Origin of the sequence: Bacillus sp. MYb209 (assembly GCF_002975175.1) — a bacterium.
GTDB lineage: Bacteria > Bacillota > Bacilli > Bacillales > Bacillaceae_G > Bacillus_A.
The window spans coordinates 66080-84543 of the sequence record NZ_PCNZ01000002.1 but is presented as its reverse complement, the minus strand read 5'-3'; the positions used below and the strand labels follow the sequence as shown (position 1 = coordinate 84543).

Genomic DNA, 18464 nt, shown 5'->3' with positions numbered 1-18464 from the left:
TATGCGAAGTGCTTTTAACGGATTCCAAAGAAATTTTTCATCTTTGTAAATACCGATACTTTTTCTTGTTCAAATGCTTGTAATGGTACATTCTCACCTAATAAGCGTCTTGCAATATTACGATAAGCTATTGCTGCTTTCCCACTAGGTTGCAGTGCTACAGGTTCACCTGTATTCGTAGCACGAATAACTTCATCATCATCCTCGACAACCCCAAGAAGCTCGATTGACAGTGTACGTACGATTTCATCAACATCTAACATATCCTGTTCATGAAGCATATGACTACGCACACGGTTAATGACAAGTTTCGGTGGTTCAATATCCTCTTTCTCTAAAAGCCCGATAATACGATCCGCATCACGCATTGAGGATACTTCTGGTGTTGTTACAACGATTGCTTTATCCGCACCTGCTACAGCATTTTTAAATCCCTGCTCAATCCCCGCAGGACAATCAATTAATATGTAATCATAATCTTGACGTAATACTTGTATTAATTCATCCATTTGTTCAGGTGTTACCGCCGATTTGTCGCTCGTTTGTGCTGCAGGTAATAAATAAAGATCATCAAAACGCTTATCTTTAATAAGAGCCTGAGGTAAACGACAACGCCCTTCAACGACATCAACAAGATCAAATACAATACGATTTTCCAGCCCCATTACTACGTCTAAATTGCGTAAACCGATATCTGTATCAATTAAACACACTTTTTTTCCAGATAACGCAAGGGCTGTACCAATGTTCGCAGACGTTGTAGTTTTACCTACTCCGCCTTTTCCAGATGTAATTACTATTGCCTCTCCCACAGCTATACAATTCCCCTTTCTAACTTTGTTAAATTAGGTCTAAGATGAGTGAGAAGTTGCAGGCGATCGACAACAATGTGATTGTTCTCATTAATGTACGCACATTCTGCCGCCTCTGCTCCGTCTTCTTTCTCTTCCGGAGCCCGCATTGTCACATCACTAATTCGGAGTTGCATAGGGTTCATAATAGATGCAGCAATAACAGCTTCTGAATCTCCATCATACCCCGCATGTGCAATTCCTCTTAATGATCCCACGACAAAAATATTCCCCCCAGCGATAACCGTTCCGCCTGGATTAACATCTCCAATTAATAATAAATTTCCTTTTACATGTAACACTTGTCCAGAGCGAACAATTTTGGAAATAGGGACAATTTCTGTTTCTTCTTTCCAAGATATTGCTTCTGCTTTTGTTATAACATCACTTTCGATTGATTCTACAACAAGGTTCTTCTTATTGCGAATTAACGTACGAATCCCTTCTTGTTGTACTTCTGTTAAATAGCGATTTCCTACTTTAACACGCACTTCAATTAAAGAACGTCCGTCACCCTCATAGTAATGTGTAGAAAGCTTTTCATCCAATTCTTTTAGTAGTTCAGAGAATGAACAGCAATCATCTAAATGAAGTGTTATTCCATCTTTTGTCCCTTTTATCGTTACATTTTGTTGCTTTTTTTCTTCCACTAAAGTTCACCCCACCGATTCAATTCGACATAAAATTAGAAAATCCTTTTTTCTTTTTCTTCTATCGCTTTTGAAAGACGCACTAAATATCGTCTCAGTGGGAAACAAACTATTAATAGGAAAATTCCATTTAGCAATAAAGTAGCAAGGAGACGATCTGTGAAAAAGACAGATGCTGACATGTGAGTACGTCCTAACAAAGTTAAAAACCCATACACATAATACTCTAATGCTGCAATGCCAGCCAGTACGATAGAAGCGACAATAAATAAATTCAATTGTAATACCTTCATCACACTATAAACTAAATAAGCTAAAATCGGATAAGCAAATATATATATACCGACAAGTTCTGTGTATACGGTATCAAATAAGAAACCAAATAATAGTCCGTAGTAAATCCCTTGAACCGGACTATAGTACACCGTAATAAAACATAACACAATTATAAAGAAATGAGGTGCTGCTATACTCTCTTTCCAAAAGACGTCTGTTGGAACAACAGTAGAGAACATATTTTCAAATAAAAAAACAAAAAGGAGCAAAAGAGGAAGAGCTGCTCTTTTTAAAATCTTCATCATCTCTTCTTCCCCTCCTATTCTAACGGCGCCGAAGGCATATGGCGTTTGGCAACCGTAATATGCTCCACGTCATTTAAATCAGCTGCAGGTTTTACATAAGCAGTCTTTGTTAAACCGTATGGATCTGGCTGAACATCAACGATTGTTCCGATCACAAGCCCTTTCGGGAAAATATCCCCAAGTCCAGACGTTACAACTAGTTGATCTTTAGCTACTTTTGCATCAGAACCAATCTTTGTGAAAAGAAGCAATTGTTTTTCTTTGTCATAACCTTCGATTAAACCAAAGATATTTTCTTGCCCTTTTACAATAGCAGAAACACGATTTGTTCGGCTCATAGAACTTAACAACTCTACTGATGATGTAAACTGCGATACACTTTTCACACGTCCAACTAAACCTTGTGAAGTTACTACAGCCATATCTTTTTTAATTCCTTGCTGTGCCCCTTTATCAATTCCAATTAAATCGTACCATTTATCTGGATTACGAGAAACAACAGTAGCTGGAATTTCAGTATAATCGCTAGGCAACTCTTTTTTACCAGTTAACTCTTGTAATTTCTTTTTATCATCCTCTAATTGCTTTACTTCACCTGATAACTTTGCATAGTTATCTAATTTTGCTTTTAATTCTTTATTCTCTTCATACGTGCGCTTTACATCTTCTACGTTCTCGAAGAATCCGGCAACATAATTCGCTGGCTTTTGGAATACACGTTCTACAACACCGACAGTATCTTTTATAAACTGCTCTGGCCATGATAAACTGTTCCGTTCTTTCAATGAGATTCCAATCAATGCCACGAGAAGAATAATACTAACTAACAAAACAATTAATCTTTTGTTTAAGAAAAACTGTGGCACGTTCACACCCTCTTAATTTCATTGATTTTTATTTTGCAATATTATCGAGCAGCAGTTTTGAAAAGGTCGATATTATCTAATGCTTTACCCGTTCCAATTGCTACGCAATCTAATGGATTTTCTGCAACAAGAACTGGCATATTTGTTTCTTCACTAATCACTTTATCTAAGTTACGTAGTAATGCCCCACCACCTGTTAATACGATACCACGGTCCATAATATCCGCTGCTAATTCAGGTGGAGTTTTTTCTAACGTATTTTTAACTGATTCTACAATTGCATCTACTGTATCTTTTAATGCATCTGCAATTTCTTCTGGTTGAATTAGTACTGTTTTTGGTAAACCACTTACTAAATCACGACCGCGAATTTCCATAGGCTCGATACCTTCTGGCTCGCCTGCAGAACCGATTTCTAATTTTAATGCTTCTGCTGTTCTTTCACCGATCATTAAGTTATAGCTCTTCTTAATGTACTGAATGATTGAGTCGTCCATATCATCACCAGCAACACGAACTGATTGACTTGTTACAATACCACCTAAAGAAATAATTGCAACTTCTGTTGTACCACCACCGATATCAACAACCATACTACCAGTCGGCTCCCAAACAGGTAAGTTTGCACCAATTGCTGCTGCAAATGGCTCTTCGATTGGATAAGCATCACGAGCACCAGCTTGACGAGTCGCATCGATTACCGCACGTCTTTCTACAGCTGTAATACCAGATGGTACACATACCATTACGTATGGTTTACGTGAGAAGAATCCATTTGATTTTTGAGCTTGTTGAATGTAGTATTTCATCATTGTTGCTGTTGTTTCGTAATCAGCAATTACACCATCTTTCATAGGGCGAAGTGCCACTACGTTTCCTGGTGTACGACCAATCATTTGTTTTGCATCGCTACCTACCGCAACGATTTGTTTCGTATCAGTTTGTAATGCTACTACTGAAGGTTCACGTAAAACTACACCTTTCCCTTTCACATATACAAGCGTGTTCGCTGTTCCTAAGTCTATTCCAAGATCGCGAGTAAATCCACCAAATCCAAACATATCATTTATCTTCCCTTCTTATTTTCACGGACTCATTTTTCTTACTTTATATTTATAAAAACAGTACGTTTTTTTTATATCTGCATCCTTTTTGTAGATAATTTTCTACAAAAAACTCATAAATCACATTATAAAACAAAATAAGTAAAAAGAATAGTCTTAAATATGACCTTTTTCCTTTAAACTCACGAACTGATGGTCACCTATTATGATATGATCAAGTACTTCAATTCCGATAATTCGACCACACTCTACTAATCGTTTTGTAACTTCAATATCTTCACGGCTCGGCGCCGGATCTCCTGAGGGATGGTTATGAAGACATATAATAGAGGCTGCTGCCCGACGGAACGCTTCTTTAAAGTAGGGTAAGAACCCGGCGCCTTACTTAGTTTCTTAAGCAGGTTTCCAAGAACTCCCCTCCAAACCGTACGTACTCCTCTCAGAGTATACGGCTTTCCATTTATCAATCTAACTTCCCATTGTGTAAGTCATAGTGGCATTTCACACACATTGCGATTGTTTTTCGATTTCTTGCAATCATGGTTTGTTCCCATCGTTTTTTTCCTTTTAGATTCTTAAGTTTGTTGACATGGTGCATTTCTAATGGAACATTATCTATACCACACCATTCACATTTTTCAGCTAAAAGGCGCTCAATGAGACTTGTTTTGCCACCAAATTGAACTGTAATCGGTTCTATATCAACCTCTTCATTATTAGTCTTTGTATTATTTTCCATTTTTTGTTCTATGAAGTATGCAATACGTTGCCCATCTTTCGTCTTGTAGCGAATACCAAAGTTTCCGTTTATAGAAAATTTATTGATTATCTTGCTAACGGTACTTTTATATTTATTAGCATAAGTTTTTATCATGCTGTATTTCATGGTTTGACGGAAAGATTGCAGAACATGCACATTACTAGCTAGTCGATAATAATTGTACAGTCCTCTTATTTCGGCATTGTATTGTCTTATGATTTCTATGTCATCATTACGGAGTAAATACGGTCTATGAATCGGTTTCCATTGATTATTTTTCCCGAGGCTTAATGCACCAAGGTCAATGAGTTTTTTGATGTATTTTTCGTGAGGTACAAAGAGTTTGGCTTGAAAATTAAATTTCCTTTTTTGTGTGCCGTTAGGCATTTTCATTGTTTGCCAATCCCTAGCTACTCTTATATCATACCCAAGAAATCTCGCATTCTTTTTGCTATGTGTAATCAGCGTCTTTTCCGCACTTAGTTCAAGTTTTAGTTTATCAGCTAGAAAAATCGTTAAATCCTTCTTGATTTCTTCTACCTCTTCTTTGCTTGCTATAACACCAATAAGAAAATCATCTGCATATCTCACATATTTCATTCTACGATAATTCGGGTCAAACAGATCCTTACTGTCATGTTTGATTAACTTTTTGTAGAGTTCTTTCAATTCATTGGCTCTTACAGCTCTAGTTTCTTTGTTTAAATTTGACCATTCACGTTTATTCTTATGTTTATGATAAGTTATTTTCGATGCTAGATTATGGTAGGTTAGATTATGTCTGCGTTTATCACCTTTATTGAATATCGATGTATATTCTTCAATGTATTTATCCAATTCATTAAGGTAAATATTAGAGAGAGTTGGGCTAATGATACCACCTTGTGGAGTTCCACTGAATGTTTTATGAAATACCCAGTCTTCCACATAACCAGCACGTAGAAATTTCCAAATCAAGTTGATAAATTTTTCATCCTCGATTCTTCTTCTCAAGATGTTGATAAGAGTGTGATGGTCAATATTATCAAAGAATCCCTTTATGTCACCTTCGATAAACCAGCGAGTGCCAGTAAAGGTATGTTTAATTTGCTTAAGAGCCGTATGACAACTTCTGTTTGGTCTGAAAGCATGTGAGTTTTCAGAGAATGCAGGTTCGTAGATACTTTCAAGAATTTTTCTAGCTACTTCTTGAACTAATTTATCCTCAAAGGTTGGTAATCCTAAAGGTCTTAGTTTCCCATTCTTTTTTGGAATATAAGTTCTTCTTGCGGGATTAGGTTGATATGTTTGATTTCTAAGCTTTTCAATAAGAGTATCTATTCTTTTTACACTCATGCCGTCTATAGTATCTTCATTTACACCTTTGGTGTTACTTCCTTTATTAGGATAGATTTTGGCATATGCGTCTAAGAAAAATTCAATGTTATATAGATTCCGATATAATCGCTTAAATGTGTAATTTTCTTCAATCGCCTTGGAAGTTAGACTGCTTAATACTACTTTTGGATTTCTCATAGAGCCTCACGCTCCTTCCCAATTTTGCATTAAACTAGATAAACTACTCTCCTTCGCCATGTAATAGGCTTTCCCTACCTCGGACTACTACGAGAGTTCCGTTGCCTTATTGGATATTAAGACACATTTGTCATAGCCTTTGTGGCGTTCCAACTTAGGCAATCCCCATTTAGTCATTTAGAAACTTAGGCATTCATAGTTTCGGATATGACTTTCGCTCGTTACTTCCATACAGAAGTTGGTTAGAATAGTATCATTTCAGGTTCCTCGAAACCTTTAAGGAACCTGCTTATTCTATTCAGCGTTTATCGTTACCTCCCGCTGAAGGTCCCAGTAGTCCCCCTTGAGCTATCATTTAAGCAATCCAGCTTTCATCCTTGTCTATGAGTTTCATCTCGCCATTCAGTCGTGTCTTGGTAACTAGACAACTTATGGCTTTGCCAGCATGCTACACTCCCCGCTCGGTTTCCCTTACGGATAAGCTGGCTGATGATAGGGTAAAGATTATGATATTTCCCTACTGCTTTGCCAAAGCAGATTTTCTAAATGCCCTTATGGGCGCACAACTTCCCTTGGGTGCACAATCGACGTATTTAAACTTCCAATAAAAATCGTTTGCCTATGTATAACTTGATTTTTCGTATTCAAATATAAACAAACAAAATGCTCCTGTTGCAAAAAACGCATCTCTTCCATCATATAACTCGCACAATCTTCTGGACTTCGAATACTATATCTATTTTGATATTCTAAACGTACCATTCTTCTACCTAATTCAAAAGCAGCCATAAGCTGCGACGCTTTTGCAATCCCAACACCATGAATGCTCATCATCTCTTCTAACGTTGCATCCTTTAACATTCGTAAGCCGTCAAAATGATGTAGAATATTATCTGATAACGTTAACACCGTTTCTTCTTTAGAACCCGTTCTGAGTAAAACTGCAAGAAGTTCTCGATTCGATAAACTTCCTGCTCCTTCTAACAATAAACGCTCCCGTGGCTGTTCTTCTCTCACAACATCACGAATACCGTTCATCTCTCCACCCCTTTTTTTACGATTTCTCCTAAAGAAAACCCCATGCAATTTTACGCATGGGTTACATCGCTATCAAGCTGTTTTAATTCACGGACAAGACGCGCAATTGGCAAGCCAACTACACTGTAGTAGTCCCCTTGAATATGTTGAACAAAAATAGACCCTTTACCTTGAATTCCATAGCTTCCTGCTTTATCAAGTGGTTCCTTCGATGCAACGTATACGTCTATTTCCTCTTCTGTTAATTCCCAAAATGTTACTTCTGTACGTTCATAAAAAGTTACCGTTTTTTCTTTCGATATAATTGCAACACCTGTGTATACTTCGTGTGTTTTCCCCGATAATAATCGTAACATTTCTTTCGCCTCAGCCTCATTAGACGGCTTTCCAAGAATACGCGAATCATATGTAACAATTGTATCTGCACCTAGTACAACGTGATCACTATGGTTTTCTGCCACAGCAGATGCTTTTTGCAAAGCAAGCGACATAACAATATCAGAAGGTGATGAATATGCACCAATCGTCTCTTCTACTTCACTAACAACGATTTCAAATGGCACATCTGCTAATTCAAGCAGTTCCTTCCTCCTTGGTGATCCTGAAGCTAAAATAATTTCCCTCATATTTTCTCCTTCCCTTCTCACATGAAGCAGAATAATTCAAATCAATCGTATCAAAGGAATAGTTTCCCCACAAATTCTAGAAATATCATTTTCTCTAAACAAAATAATAGTTCTTTTTAAATACGATTATATGCTGCCCATACAGAAAGCACTTTGCTCTAAATTCAAAAGAAAAGAAAGAAGTATATGTACTTCTTTCCCCTTCATCTCATTATCTTATTATTTTACTTTTTGTGAAACCATTTTTTCGTACGAAAGTAATCCATCAATAATAACTTGATTTAATTTAGCTACAGATTCCTTATCGCTCTTCCCTTCCTTAATCGTTTGCACCGCTACTGACGTATACGTATAAAGCTTCTTCGCATCTTCACGCTTCATACTCTTGCCTTCCTTTTCAATAGCTTTCCACTCTTTTTGAATCGCTTCTACATCTTTTGGATTACTTTTTCCACTAGTTTGTACGCTGGACACATATTTTGCTAAATGAGTATATAATGGCTGCACTTTCGCTAAAAACATTCCTACTTCTTTATCATTTTTGAGCAATACTTTATCTGTAATATCCCAATTTTTTTTCAAAACTGAAACACCATCTTGCTTATACTGATCTATTAATTGATTAACAGCCTGTTCATCGCTCGTAATAGCAACAACTAACGCATACTTATCACCACTCGGTTTCAAAGTAGCCACGCCCCCATTACTTTTCCACTCTTCAATAGCAGCCTGTCCTTTTTCTTCAGAGGAATAAAGCCCTCCTTGAACGAAAAATAGTTTCATTGGTTCTAATGCAGCTCCTACTTGTGCTTTTTGTTTTTCCTCTTTCGGTGTTGGTGTTTGTTCTGCCGTTCCACCCACCTTTAGTTCTTCATTCCCCGTCTGCTTCGAAGCTGTTACTTCGCTTCCCCCCGTCGTCCCTTGTCCTTTAAGTACATGCAGCATTCCCATTCCAAACGCCGTACCAATAATAATTGCAGTTGCAACGATTGCGATTATTGTATTGCTCCATTTCTTTCTGTACTGTTCCATAGGCAGAGTCTTTGTTTTTTTAAAAGGCACAACATTTTGTGACCTTTCACTTTCTGCTACCATCCAGTCAAACTCATCCTTCTTTTTTTCCTCATACTTCGCTTCTGTTCCATTTACTTTCACCGAGATCGTTCGTGATTGCTTGTCCATACACTCACACCTCACCTCTTGTCGTTGTCCGCATCATATCATATTCATTCCACAAAAAAACGAGATATTTGTCAGAGGAATTCGTCAAATAACCCTATATTATTATCTTATATGTATGCATTTGACTTCATTTGTAGAACAAAAAACTAGATAGCAAAGACTATCTAGTTTTTCTCGCGAATATATTTTCTAACTTCGGAAATGAAATACAGAGAACCTGTTATGATAAAAACATCATGTTCTCCTATCATTTCAACCTTTGTATCAATTGCCTCTTTCCAATCTTCAAAAACTAATTTTGACTCTTGTTGCGAATACGATGCAAGCTTGTCAGCAGAAATGGCACGATCAAAGGCAAACGTTGTAAATATTATTTCATCAGCAACTTTTTCTAATTGCCCTACCATGTTATGTAACTGTTTGTCACCAAGAGCAGTAAATAAAACTATTACATTCTTCTTTTTATAATGTGCCTCTACTGTTTTTACAAGACTTTCAATACCTTCTGGATTATGAGCACCATCTATTATAATATCTGGATTACTTTGTAACTTTTCAAATCGACCAATCCAGTATGCTTCTTGTAAGCCAGCTTTTATTTCCTCTTCATCAATTAAAAATGATAAATATGTTTTTAAATACATTACTGCCATAAGCGCTAGTGCTGCATTGCCTACTTGATGAATACCTTTCATTGAAATCCGAACATTTTCAAACGAGGCGAATGGACAAGCAAAATCAAAGTGTTCCCCCTCTTCATTAGAATGTTTATGTAGTGTTGTAAACTGTTTTCCAAGTTCATATAAGCTTGCATGATTTTCCTTAGCAACCTTTTGAATTACTTGTAATGCTTCTTCATTTTTCACACCAGTAATAACTGGAACACCAGACTTAATAATCCCTGCCTTTTCATATGCAATTTCTCCTAGTGTATTGCCTAAAATATGCATATGATCGTGACCGATATTCGTAATAATCGTGAGAACCGGATGAATAACATTTGTAGAATCAAATCTTCCCCCAAGCCCCGTTTCAAATAAAACAACATCACAGAAATTAACTTTACCGAAATAACAAATTGCCATTACTGTAATAATTTCAAACTCAGTCGCTTCTCCTAAGTCCGTCTCATCTAATTTTTCAACGACTGGCTTTACCATATTTACAAGTTCTGCAATCTCTTCATCTGCAATCGGTATTCCGTTTACACTAATACGTTCATTGAATGTTTCTATGTAAGGCGATGTAAACGATCCTACTTTATATTTCGCGTCTTCTAGCATGTAGCGCATATATGTTAAAGTTGAACCTTTTCCATTTGTGCCCGCAAGATGAACACATTTTATATGACGCTCTGGATTTCCGAGTTCTTCTAACATCCATTGCATTCTTTCTAGTCCTGGTTTTATCCCAAATTTCAATCGGCTATGAATCCAGCTTATCGCTTCTTCGTATGTATGTATCACGTTTGCTATTCCCCTTTCAAAAGACAAACTTCGTAATTCTATTATACGCAAAGAAAAGAGACTCACCAATATAGTGAGTCTCTGAAAAATATTTTTATCCCGCTATTTGCCGGGCAGTAAGACTCCCACCTCAAAATTCAGCTAGAGCAAAGAAGTTGGGCGGGAGTCGTGCTTCCCGTAAACGCCCGATTGGTGAAGGCTAATAATCAGTGGGGGATGAACAAAACCCCCACTGATTAAAGTTTCACTTTATTTTTCAAGATCAGCTAGACGTTGACGAACTGCTTCGCGTTTTTCTAGATAATCTTGCTCTTTCGCACGCTCTCCGTCAATAACTTCTGCAGGAGCTTTCGCTACGAATCCTTGGTTTGAAAGTTTCTTCTGTACACGTTCTACTTCTTTATCGAACTTCTCAAGTTCTTTTTCAAGACGCGCTTTCTCTTCATCAAGATTGATAAGATCAGCTAATGGTAAGAATAACTCTGCACCTGATACGATTGCAGTCATCGCTTTTTCTGGCGCTTGTAAATCAATCTTAATTGTTAGTTCACTTGGGTTACAGAAACGCTCAATGTAAGAGCTGTTTTTCGTAAGCTGAGCTAGTACTACCTCGTCTTTTGCTTTAATTTGCATTTGAACTTTTTTGCTCATTGGCGTATTTACTTCCGCACGGATGTTACGAACAGAGCGAATGATATCAACTAGAAGGTGCATTTCTGCTGCCGCTTCTTTATCTTGTAAATCTTCGCGAACTGTTGGCCATGCTGCTACTGTAATAGACTCGCCTTCATGCGGTAAATGCTGCCAAATTTTCTCTGTTACAAATGGCATGAATGGATGTAATAGACGCATTGTTTGGTCTAATACGTAAGCTAAAATAGAACGAGTTGTTTTCTTAGCTGCTTCATCTTCACCGTATAGTGGAAGTTTCGCCATTTCAATGTACCAGTCACAGAAATCATCCCAAATGAAGTTGTATAATGAACGACCAGCTTCACCGAACTCATATTTATCCATGTTACGTGTTACGCTTTCGATTGTTTCGTTTAAGCGAGTTAAAATCCACTTATCCGCAACTGATTTTTCACCAGTTAAATCGATTTCTTCATACTTCATGTCATCCATGTTCATTAATACGAAACGTGATGCGTTCCAAATTTTATTAATGAAGTTCCAAGTAGATTCTACTTTTTCCATGCTGAAACGTAAATCTTGACCTGGTGCACTTCCTGTTGATAAGAAGTAACGCATCGCATCTGCACCGTACTTCTCGATAACATCCATCGGATCAATACCGTTACCAAGAGATTTACTCATTTTACGTCCTTGCTCATCACGAACTAAACCGTGAATTAATACATCTTTAAATGGACGCTCTCCTGTAAACTCTAAACCTTGGAAAATCATACGAGATACCCAGAAGAAGATGATGTCATAACCAGTTACTAAAGCATCTGTTGAATAGAACTTTTTAAAGTCTGCTGCATCTTCATTCGGCCAGCCAAGTGTTGAGAATGGCCATAATGCTGAACTAAACCATGTATCAAGCACGTCATTATCTTGATTCCAGTTTTCAAGATCTACTGGCGCTTCTGTACCTACGTATACTTCACCAGTTTCTTTATGATACCAAGCTGGAATGCGGTGTCCCCACCATAACTGACGAGAAATACACCAGTCATGAATGTTTTCCATCCAGCGTAAGTATGTGTTTTCAAAACGCTCTGGTACGAACGTTACTTTTTCTTCTTCTTTTTGTTGAAGCTCTACTGCTTTTTCAGCAAGTGGAGCCATTTTTACGAACCATTGTGTTGATAAATAAGGCTCAACAACTGCACCGCTACGCTCACTATGACCTACTGAGTGCATATGAGGCTCGATTTCTACTAATACGCCAGCTTCTTGTAAGTCTTTCACTAACTCTTTACGGCATTCGAAACGATCCATACCGTTATACTTACCAGCTTTTTCGTTCATCGTTCCATTTTCGTTCATTACTAAGATACGTGGTAAGTCATGACGGTTACCTACTTCAAAGTCATTCGGGTCATGAGCTGGTGTAATTTTTACAACGCCTGTTCCAAAGTCTTTTTCTACGTATTCATCAGCAATAATCGGAATCTCACGGCCTACGATTGGAAGTGTAACTGTTTTTCCGATTAAATGTTTGTAGCGATCATCTTCTGGATGAACTGCTACCGCTGTATCACCAAGCATTGTTTCTGGACGAGTAGTTGCAAGGCGAATGTGACCAGAACCGTCTGTTAACGGATAGTTCATATGGTAGAATGCACCTTGAACTTCTTTATGAATTACTTCAATATCAGAAAGAGCTGTGCGTGTTGCTGGATCCCAGTTGATGATATACTCACCGCGGTAAATTAAGCCTTTTTCATATAATTGAACGAATACTTTATTAACAGCGTTAGATAAACCTTCGTCTAATGTGAAGCGTTCACGAGAATAGTCTAGTCCTAAACCAACTTTCCCCCATTGTTGACGAATGTGAGAAGCGTATTCTTCTTTCCATTCCCAAGCTTTTTCAAGGAATTTCTCACGGCCAAGATCGTAACGTGAAATACCTTCTTCACGAAGTTTTCCTTCTACTTTCGCTTGCGTTGCGATACCGGCATGGTCCATTCCTGGAAGCCATAATACATCGTAACCTTGCATACGCTTTGTACGAGTTAAAATATCTTGAAGCGTCGTATCCCAAGCATGACCTAAGTGTAACTTACCAGTTACGTTCGGAGGTGGAATTACAATTGTATATGGTTGTTTCTTCTCATCTCCTGTTGCTTCGAAATATTTGCCTTCAAGCCACCACTTGTAAAGGCCTTCCTCAACGGACATATGATCATATTTAGTTGGTAAATTCTTTTCCGTGTTTGACATTATTTTCCCTCCTTGAAATAAAAAATGCCCCTCATCCAAAAAAGGACGAGGGACATCGCGGTACCACCTTTATTTACAAACAAATTCAGAATTTGCTTATACTCTTAATTTGATAACGGACAAATCCGTCTTTTCCTAATAAGAATCATTCCGTTCAGAAAAGATGCTCCAGGGCTACCTTCTAACATAACTATCTAGAGAACCTCCCAGCCAATGGTTCCCCTCTCTGAAGACGTTTCATGTTATACTCTTCCCCTTCAATGCATTTATGTGATTGTTAATTATTATATACAATAGTGTAAAAAACGAAACCTTATTCGTCAAGATAAATTTGAAACTACGACCTTTATCTCTTTATGGAACTAATAAAAAAAGATAAGCAGGGTTCTCCCTACTTATCTTCTTTATCCGTTCCCTTGCTGGGCAGCTTGTAATTGCGAAAGGAAATATTCTGTATTACTAATGAGCCAATGCGATTGCTGCAGAATTTTCACCCCGCGAAGCTCATTTTCTTCATTACGACTCTTTCTTCTTTTCGTATACGACTGAATTTGCCGAATAAAATGCGACGGGTACGTCATATACGCAAACATAAGAAGCTGCTCCTCTTTCGTAAATGGAAAATTTTTTTGATACATTTGATACCATTCAAAGCGGTCACTCCGCGCAATTGGATATGTGTTCAAAGACCTTGAATAAAAGCTGACGATATCCTGTACCGGTGTAGCAAACTGAGACTTTTCTAAACTAATAAAATAACCGTTTCGTTCATAATCAAATAAAAAGTGATTAAGCGATACATTTCCATGAACGAAAGTAGTACGTGTTTTTTCCTTTTCTTTCATTGCATCATGCCATTCACTTAATTGTTTCGTTGCAAACTCACGCGCTCTCATAACATGGTGATAATACGTACAATATTGTAATTCAAATGGGGACATATACCACTTCGCTTCAGATTCTAAAAGAAACTCTTCTAATATCTCACCATCATTCTCCCAACGGTCGGATATATTTGTATAATGTTTTTCTAAATCTTCTTCTGTATAAGTCTCCTCTTTCACCGTTTTTTGATGCAACGTCCCGAGCGTTTGAAACATCTTATGGTATTGATCATTATCTTCGCCATTTCCTTCCGCACGTTCTAACCAAGGCATTAAATAATAACTATACGTCCCATCACTTAAAACATAATTCCCGTCCGTCGTATGATAGATAGGTACATAATTCGAAAAACCTTTCTCCTTCAAATATTGAATATGGTGCAAAAAATTATTCCGCTCTAATTTTCTATCTTGTATTTTCTTTAACGCATACGGACCTTGATTCGTATAAATTTTCATTACACTTCCGTGCTCTTCCATATGCTGAGTGTCCAATCTATATTGCCTCACAATGGGTTCATAGCGATTTCGTAATTCAATATCCATACGAATAACCCTTTCTTATTCAAAACATAGCTTCTAGGAAAAGAAAAGAGGTGAGTGAAAAAACTCACTCACTTATTTCGCCGTTGCTTTCGAAACAGGAATATATATAATTTGCCCTGTAGTTAAATATATATCTTCTGATTGATTTACACGATATAAGTTTTGTACAGTCGTTTCATAACGTTCTGCAACCGATTCAATTGTATCTCCTTCTTGTACGAAGTACATTCTTAACTTCGTAAATTCTTCTTCTGGTTCTTTCGTAAATAATTTCGTTAAATAAAGTGCATTTTCATCTCGCTGTGAATATGCTTCTTCCTCTGGCTCTTCCTGCTTTTTCGCTTTTTCTTTCTTGAAATTTTTCCGCCCGAACAATTCAAATTGCGGCGTCGTTTCTTTCTCCTCTTCACGCTCCACAAGTTCATGTTCTTCTAATGCCTCTTCTTCTATTTCTTGCTCTTTTCTTTCTTCTAGCTGAAACGGTTCAAATGCATAATCTTCCCATCCATCTGATTCTTTATAGGCTGGTACCTCTTCGTGCGGCGCAGGTCTACTTTCATCCTCTTCAGCTGAATCAGCTTCCAACTCGGCATAAACCGTCTCTTCCTCTTCATCCTCGGTTCTTTCCTCGTCACATAAACCTGTAATAGATATATCCGCTAACAGTTGTAAGCAACCAGTTTCCTTTAATTCATAATCAAATTCCTCGATTGATACATATAATTCTTCAATTACTTTCACTCGATTTCTTGGAATTGATATTTCGAGCGGAAAGGAATGGACAAGCTCATTAACCCCGTCTTCCCTTGTTTCTACATAATCAATTGCCTTTGCTGGTGATAGCTCTCTTAATGAATAAGCTGAATCATCTTGCCTTGCAACGTACTCTCCCGTTAAATCTAATTGCCCTCTCACGATAACTTCATGATCGAGCTCTTCTATCTCAACGTCTGGATCTAACGAAATTGACAAAAGTTCTTCGACTTCCTGTCCCTTTTGGAACCAAACAGATTCTTTTAACGAAAATCGTAATGAATGATCTGTTGCCACTTCTTTTCCCCCTCCCAAACTATATGTCATTACAGATTTATGTATCTACGGCCTACTTTATGAATAAAAAAAATCACTCCCCTTATGGAGAGCGATTTTCTCTAAGAAATTATGCTTTTAATTTTGACATTGCAATTTCGGCCGCCGCAATTGTCGCCTCAATATCTGCATCACTATGTGCTGTCGATAAGAATAAACCTTCAAATTGAGAAGGTGGTAAAAATACACCTTGTTCTACCATTTCACGATAGTAAGCTGCAAAGAATTCTAAGTTTGAAGATTTTGCTGCATCATAATTAATAACCTGCTCATCTGTAAAGAAAATACCAATCATAGAACCTGCACGATTAATGTGATGCGGGATATTATGCTTTTCAGCCGCCTTACGTAGTCCAGCTTCTAACATTTCTGCTTTACGCTCAAATTCCACATATGATTCTGGCGTTAACTGCACTAACGTTTCATAACCTGCTGTCATTGCAAGTGGATTACCCGATAATGTTCCAGCTTGATAAATCGGTCCGCTTGGTGCAACTTGACGCATAATCTCTGCCTTACCACCGTATGCTCCTACCGGTAGACCACCACCGATTACTTTACCTAAACAAGTTAAGTCAGGAGTTACACCGTAGTAACCTTGTCCACAATTATAAGCAACACGGAATCCTGTCATTACTTCATCAAAAATAAGTAGTGCACCGTTTTGCTCTGTCACTTCACGAAGTCCTTCTAAAAATCCTGGTTGTGGAGGAACAACACCCATATTCCCTGCCACTGGTTCTACAATTATACAAGCGATGTCATCACCGAATTGTTCGAAAGCATATTTTACACTTTCTAAATCGTTGTACGCTACTGTAATCGTATTTTTCGCTACACCCTCTGGTACACCAGGACTATCTGGTAAACCTAGCGTCGCTACACCCGAACCTGCTTTAATCAATAAAGAATCACCATGGCCGTGATAACAACCAATGAATTTCAAAATTTTGTTACGTCCAGTGTAACCACGAGCTAAACGTAGTGCACTCATTGTCGCCTCTGTTCCAGAGTTAACCATACGCACAATCTCAATTGATGGTACACGCTCGATAACAAGCTGCGCTAATTTATTTTCAATTTCTGTTGGTGCACCAAAGCTTGTTCCTTTTTCAGCAACAGCTTTTAAAGCCTCAACAACACGATCGTTCGCATGACCATGAATTAAAGGTCCCCACGATAATACGTAATCGATGTATTCATTCCCATCGATATCATATACTTTAGAGCCTTTTCCGCGCTCCATAAACAGCGGATTCATACCAACAGACTTAAAAGCACGAACAGGGCTATTTACGCCTCCAGGCATTAAATCTTGAGCCTCTTCAAACGCCGCAATCGACTTATCAAACTTTTTCATTATTTAGCGCCTCCTTCTTGTAACCATCTTGCTGCATCTTTTGCATGATACGTAATAATCAAGTCTGCTCCTGCGCGTTTCATACTAATTAATTTCTCAAGTACAACTTCTTTTTCATTAATCCAACCATTTTGCGCTGCTGCTTTAATCATCGAATATTCACCACTTACGTTATAAGCAACGACTGGTAAGTTAAAGTTATTTTTCACATCACGAACGATATCTAAATAAGAAAGAGCTGGCTTTACAATTAAGAAGTCGGCCCCTTCCATTACATCTGATTCTGCTTCACGGAATGCTTCCATACGGTTCGCTGGGTCCATTTGATATGTTTTACGGTCACCAAACTGCGGTGCACCGTGTGCTGCATCACGGAACGGTCCGTAAAATGCTGATGAATATTTCACAGCGTACGACATAACTGGTACGTGCGCGAAACCATTTTCATCTAATGCATGGCGAATTGCTGTTACGAATCCGTCCATCATGTTAGATGGTGCAATAATGTCCGCCCCTGCTTTCGCTTGACTTACAGCTGTTTTTGCAAGAGCTGCAAGAGACTCATCATTTAAAATAACGCCATCTTCAATAACACCGCAATGACCATGGCTTGTGAATTGACATAAACATGTATCTGCAACTACTACTAGCTCTGGGAACTCATCCTTAATTTGCTTAATTGCACGCTGTACAATTCCATGCTCACAATATGCCGATGATCCAACTTCGTCCTTTTCAGCAGGTAAACCAAATACAATAACAGAACGAATACCTAAATCAACGACCTCTTGCATTTCAGCTTGCAATAAATCTAAAGACATTTGATATACGCCTGGCATAGAAGGAACTTCATTACGAGTATTTTCTCCTTCTAATACAAAAATAGGGTAAATAAAATCTTCTGTATGTAAAAATGTTTCACGCACAAGTGCACGCATGCCCCCGCTTTGTCTTAGACGACGATGACGATTAAATTGTAAAGAATTCATAGATTTCTATCCCCATTCTTTTATTTTATCCCGCGTTAACGGGCAGTAAAACATCCACCTCAAAATTCAGCTGGAGCAAAGAAGTTAGGTGGAAGCCCTGCT

General features: G+C 37.9%; 14 protein-coding genes, 2 pseudogenes and 1 other annotated feature. All 16 genes and pseudogenes read right to left on the bottom strand.

Annotated elements, in window-relative coordinates:
- Positions 1-14: 14 nt before the first annotated feature.
- Positions 15-812 (bottom strand): septum site-determining protein MinD, encoded by a 798-nt coding sequence (gene minD, locus CQZ94_RS03980; RefSeq protein WP_000503308.1) that lies wholly within the window; start codon positions 810-812, stop codon positions 15-17.
- Between the two features lie 2 nt (positions 813-814).
- Positions 815-1501, bottom strand: coding sequence for a septum site-determining protein MinC (gene minC, locus CQZ94_RS03975; RefSeq protein WP_105584374.1), 687 nt, complete (start codon positions 1499-1501; stop codon positions 815-817).
- A gap of 35 nt (positions 1502-1536) precedes the next feature.
- Entirely contained in the window at positions 1537-2082 is a 546-nt protein-coding gene (gene mreD / locus CQZ94_RS03970; protein ID WP_105584373.1) for a rod shape-determining protein MreD, read from the bottom strand.
- Positions 2083-2096: 14 nt separating this feature from the next.
- Entirely contained in the window at positions 2097-2948 is an 852-nt protein-coding gene (gene mreC, locus CQZ94_RS03965; protein ID WP_105584372.1) for a rod shape-determining protein MreC, read from the bottom strand.
- Positions 2949-2989: 41 nt separating this feature from the next.
- Positions 2990-4009: a cell shape-determining protein MreB gene (gene mreB, locus CQZ94_RS03960; protein WP_000466738.1), complete on the bottom strand. Its 1020-nt coding sequence runs from the start codon at positions 4007-4009 to the stop codon at positions 2990-2992.
- 159 nt (positions 4010-4168) lie between these two features.
- Positions 4169-4372 (bottom strand): annotated as a pseudogene (gene radC, locus CQZ94_RS03955) (DNA repair protein RadC); the annotation flags it as partial.
- Positions 4373-4475: 103 nt separating this feature from the next.
- Complete coding sequence (locus CQZ94_RS03950; RefSeq protein WP_105584371.1) at positions 4476-6287, bottom strand: reverse transcriptase/maturase family protein; 1812 nt, start codon at positions 6285-6287, stop codon at positions 4476-4478.
- Positions 6288-6845: 558 nt separating this feature from the next.
- Positions 6846-7325, bottom strand: a pseudogene (radC, locus tag CQZ94_RS03945) (RadC family protein); the annotation flags it as partial.
- A 50-nt stretch (positions 7326-7375) separates the two neighbouring features.
- Positions 7376-7951, bottom strand: coding sequence for a Maf family protein (locus CQZ94_RS03940; protein WP_105584370.1), 576 nt, complete (start codon positions 7949-7951; stop codon positions 7376-7378).
- A 219-nt stretch (positions 7952-8170) separates the two neighbouring features.
- Complete coding sequence (locus CQZ94_RS03930; protein WP_105584369.1) at positions 8171-9133, bottom strand: stage II sporulation protein B; 963 nt, start codon at positions 9131-9133, stop codon at positions 8171-8173.
- A gap of 164 nt (positions 9134-9297) precedes the next feature.
- A complete protein-coding gene (locus tag CQZ94_RS03925; protein WP_105584368.1) occupies positions 9298-10599 on the bottom strand; it encodes a bifunctional folylpolyglutamate synthase/dihydrofolate synthase in 1302 nt (433 codons plus the stop codon).
- A gap of 249 nt (positions 10600-10848) precedes the next feature.
- A complete protein-coding gene (locus CQZ94_RS03920; protein WP_105584367.1) occupies positions 10849-13494 on the bottom strand; it encodes a valine--tRNA ligase in 2646 nt (881 codons plus the stop codon).
- A 38-nt stretch (positions 13495-13532) separates the two neighbouring features.
- Positions 13533-13764: a binding site (T-box leader), on the bottom strand.
- Positions 13765-13898: 134 nt separating this feature from the next.
- Complete coding sequence (ysxE, locus tag CQZ94_RS03915) at positions 13899-14924, bottom strand: spore coat protein YsxE (protein WP_105584366.1); 1026 nt, start codon at positions 14922-14924, stop codon at positions 13899-13901.
- A gap of 72 nt (positions 14925-14996) precedes the next feature.
- Positions 14997-16004 (bottom strand): stage VI sporulation protein D, encoded by a 1008-nt coding sequence (gene spoVID, locus CQZ94_RS03910; RefSeq protein WP_181149431.1) that lies wholly within the window; start codon positions 16002-16004, stop codon positions 14997-14999.
- Between the two features lie 79 nt (positions 16005-16083).
- Positions 16084-17373 carry a glutamate-1-semialdehyde 2,1-aminomutase gene (gene hemL / locus CQZ94_RS03905; protein ID WP_105584364.1) on the bottom strand — a complete coding sequence of 430 codons (1290 nt, stop codon included), beginning with the start codon at positions 17371-17373 and terminating at the stop codon, positions 16084-16086.
- Positions 17373-18362 carry a porphobilinogen synthase gene (gene hemB / locus CQZ94_RS03900; protein WP_002015358.1) on the bottom strand — a complete coding sequence of 330 codons (990 nt, stop codon included), beginning with the start codon at positions 18360-18362 and terminating at the stop codon, positions 17373-17375. Before hemB ends, hemL begins: the two co-directional genes overlap by 1 nt.
- Between the last annotated feature and the right edge of the window lie 102 nt (positions 18363-18464).

Bases quoted from the DNA above. Each gene is read 5' to 3' on its own strand.
- mreD (WP_105584373.1), bottom strand. From the start codon at position 2,082: ATGATGAAGATTTTAAAAAGAGCAGCTCTTCCTCTTTTGCTCCTTTTT.
- mreB (WP_000466738.1), bottom strand. From the start codon at position 4,009: ATGTTTGGATTTGGTGGATTTACTCGCGATCTTGGAATAGACTTAGGA.
- CQZ94_RS03950 (WP_105584371.1), bottom strand. From the start codon at position 6,287: ATGAGAAATCCAAAAGTAGTATTAAGCAGTCTAACTTCCAAGGCGATT.
- CQZ94_RS03940 (WP_105584370.1), bottom strand. From the start codon at position 7,951: ATGAGGGAAATTATTTTAGCTTCAGGATCACCAAGGAGGAAGGAACTG.
- CQZ94_RS03930 (WP_105584369.1), bottom strand. From the start codon at position 9,133: ATGGACAAGCAATCACGAACGATCTCGGTGAAAGTAAATGGAACAGAA.
- CQZ94_RS03920 (WP_105584367.1), bottom strand. From the start codon at position 13,494: ATGTCAAACACGGAAAAGAATTTACCAACTAAATATGATCATATGTCC.
- ysxE (WP_105584366.1), bottom strand. From the start codon at position 14,924: ATGGATATTGAATTACGAAATCGCTATGAACCCATTGTGAGGCAATAT.
- spoVID (WP_181149431.1), bottom strand. From the start codon at position 16,004: ATGACATATAGTTTGGGAGGGGGAAAAGAAGTGGCAACAGATCATTCA.
- hemL (WP_105584364.1), bottom strand. From the start codon at position 17,373: ATGAAAAAGTTTGATAAGTCGATTGCGGCGTTTGAAGAGGCTCAAGAT.
- hemB (WP_002015358.1), bottom strand. From the start codon at position 18,362: ATGAATTCTTTACAATTTAATCGTCATCGTCGTCTAAGACAAAGCGGG.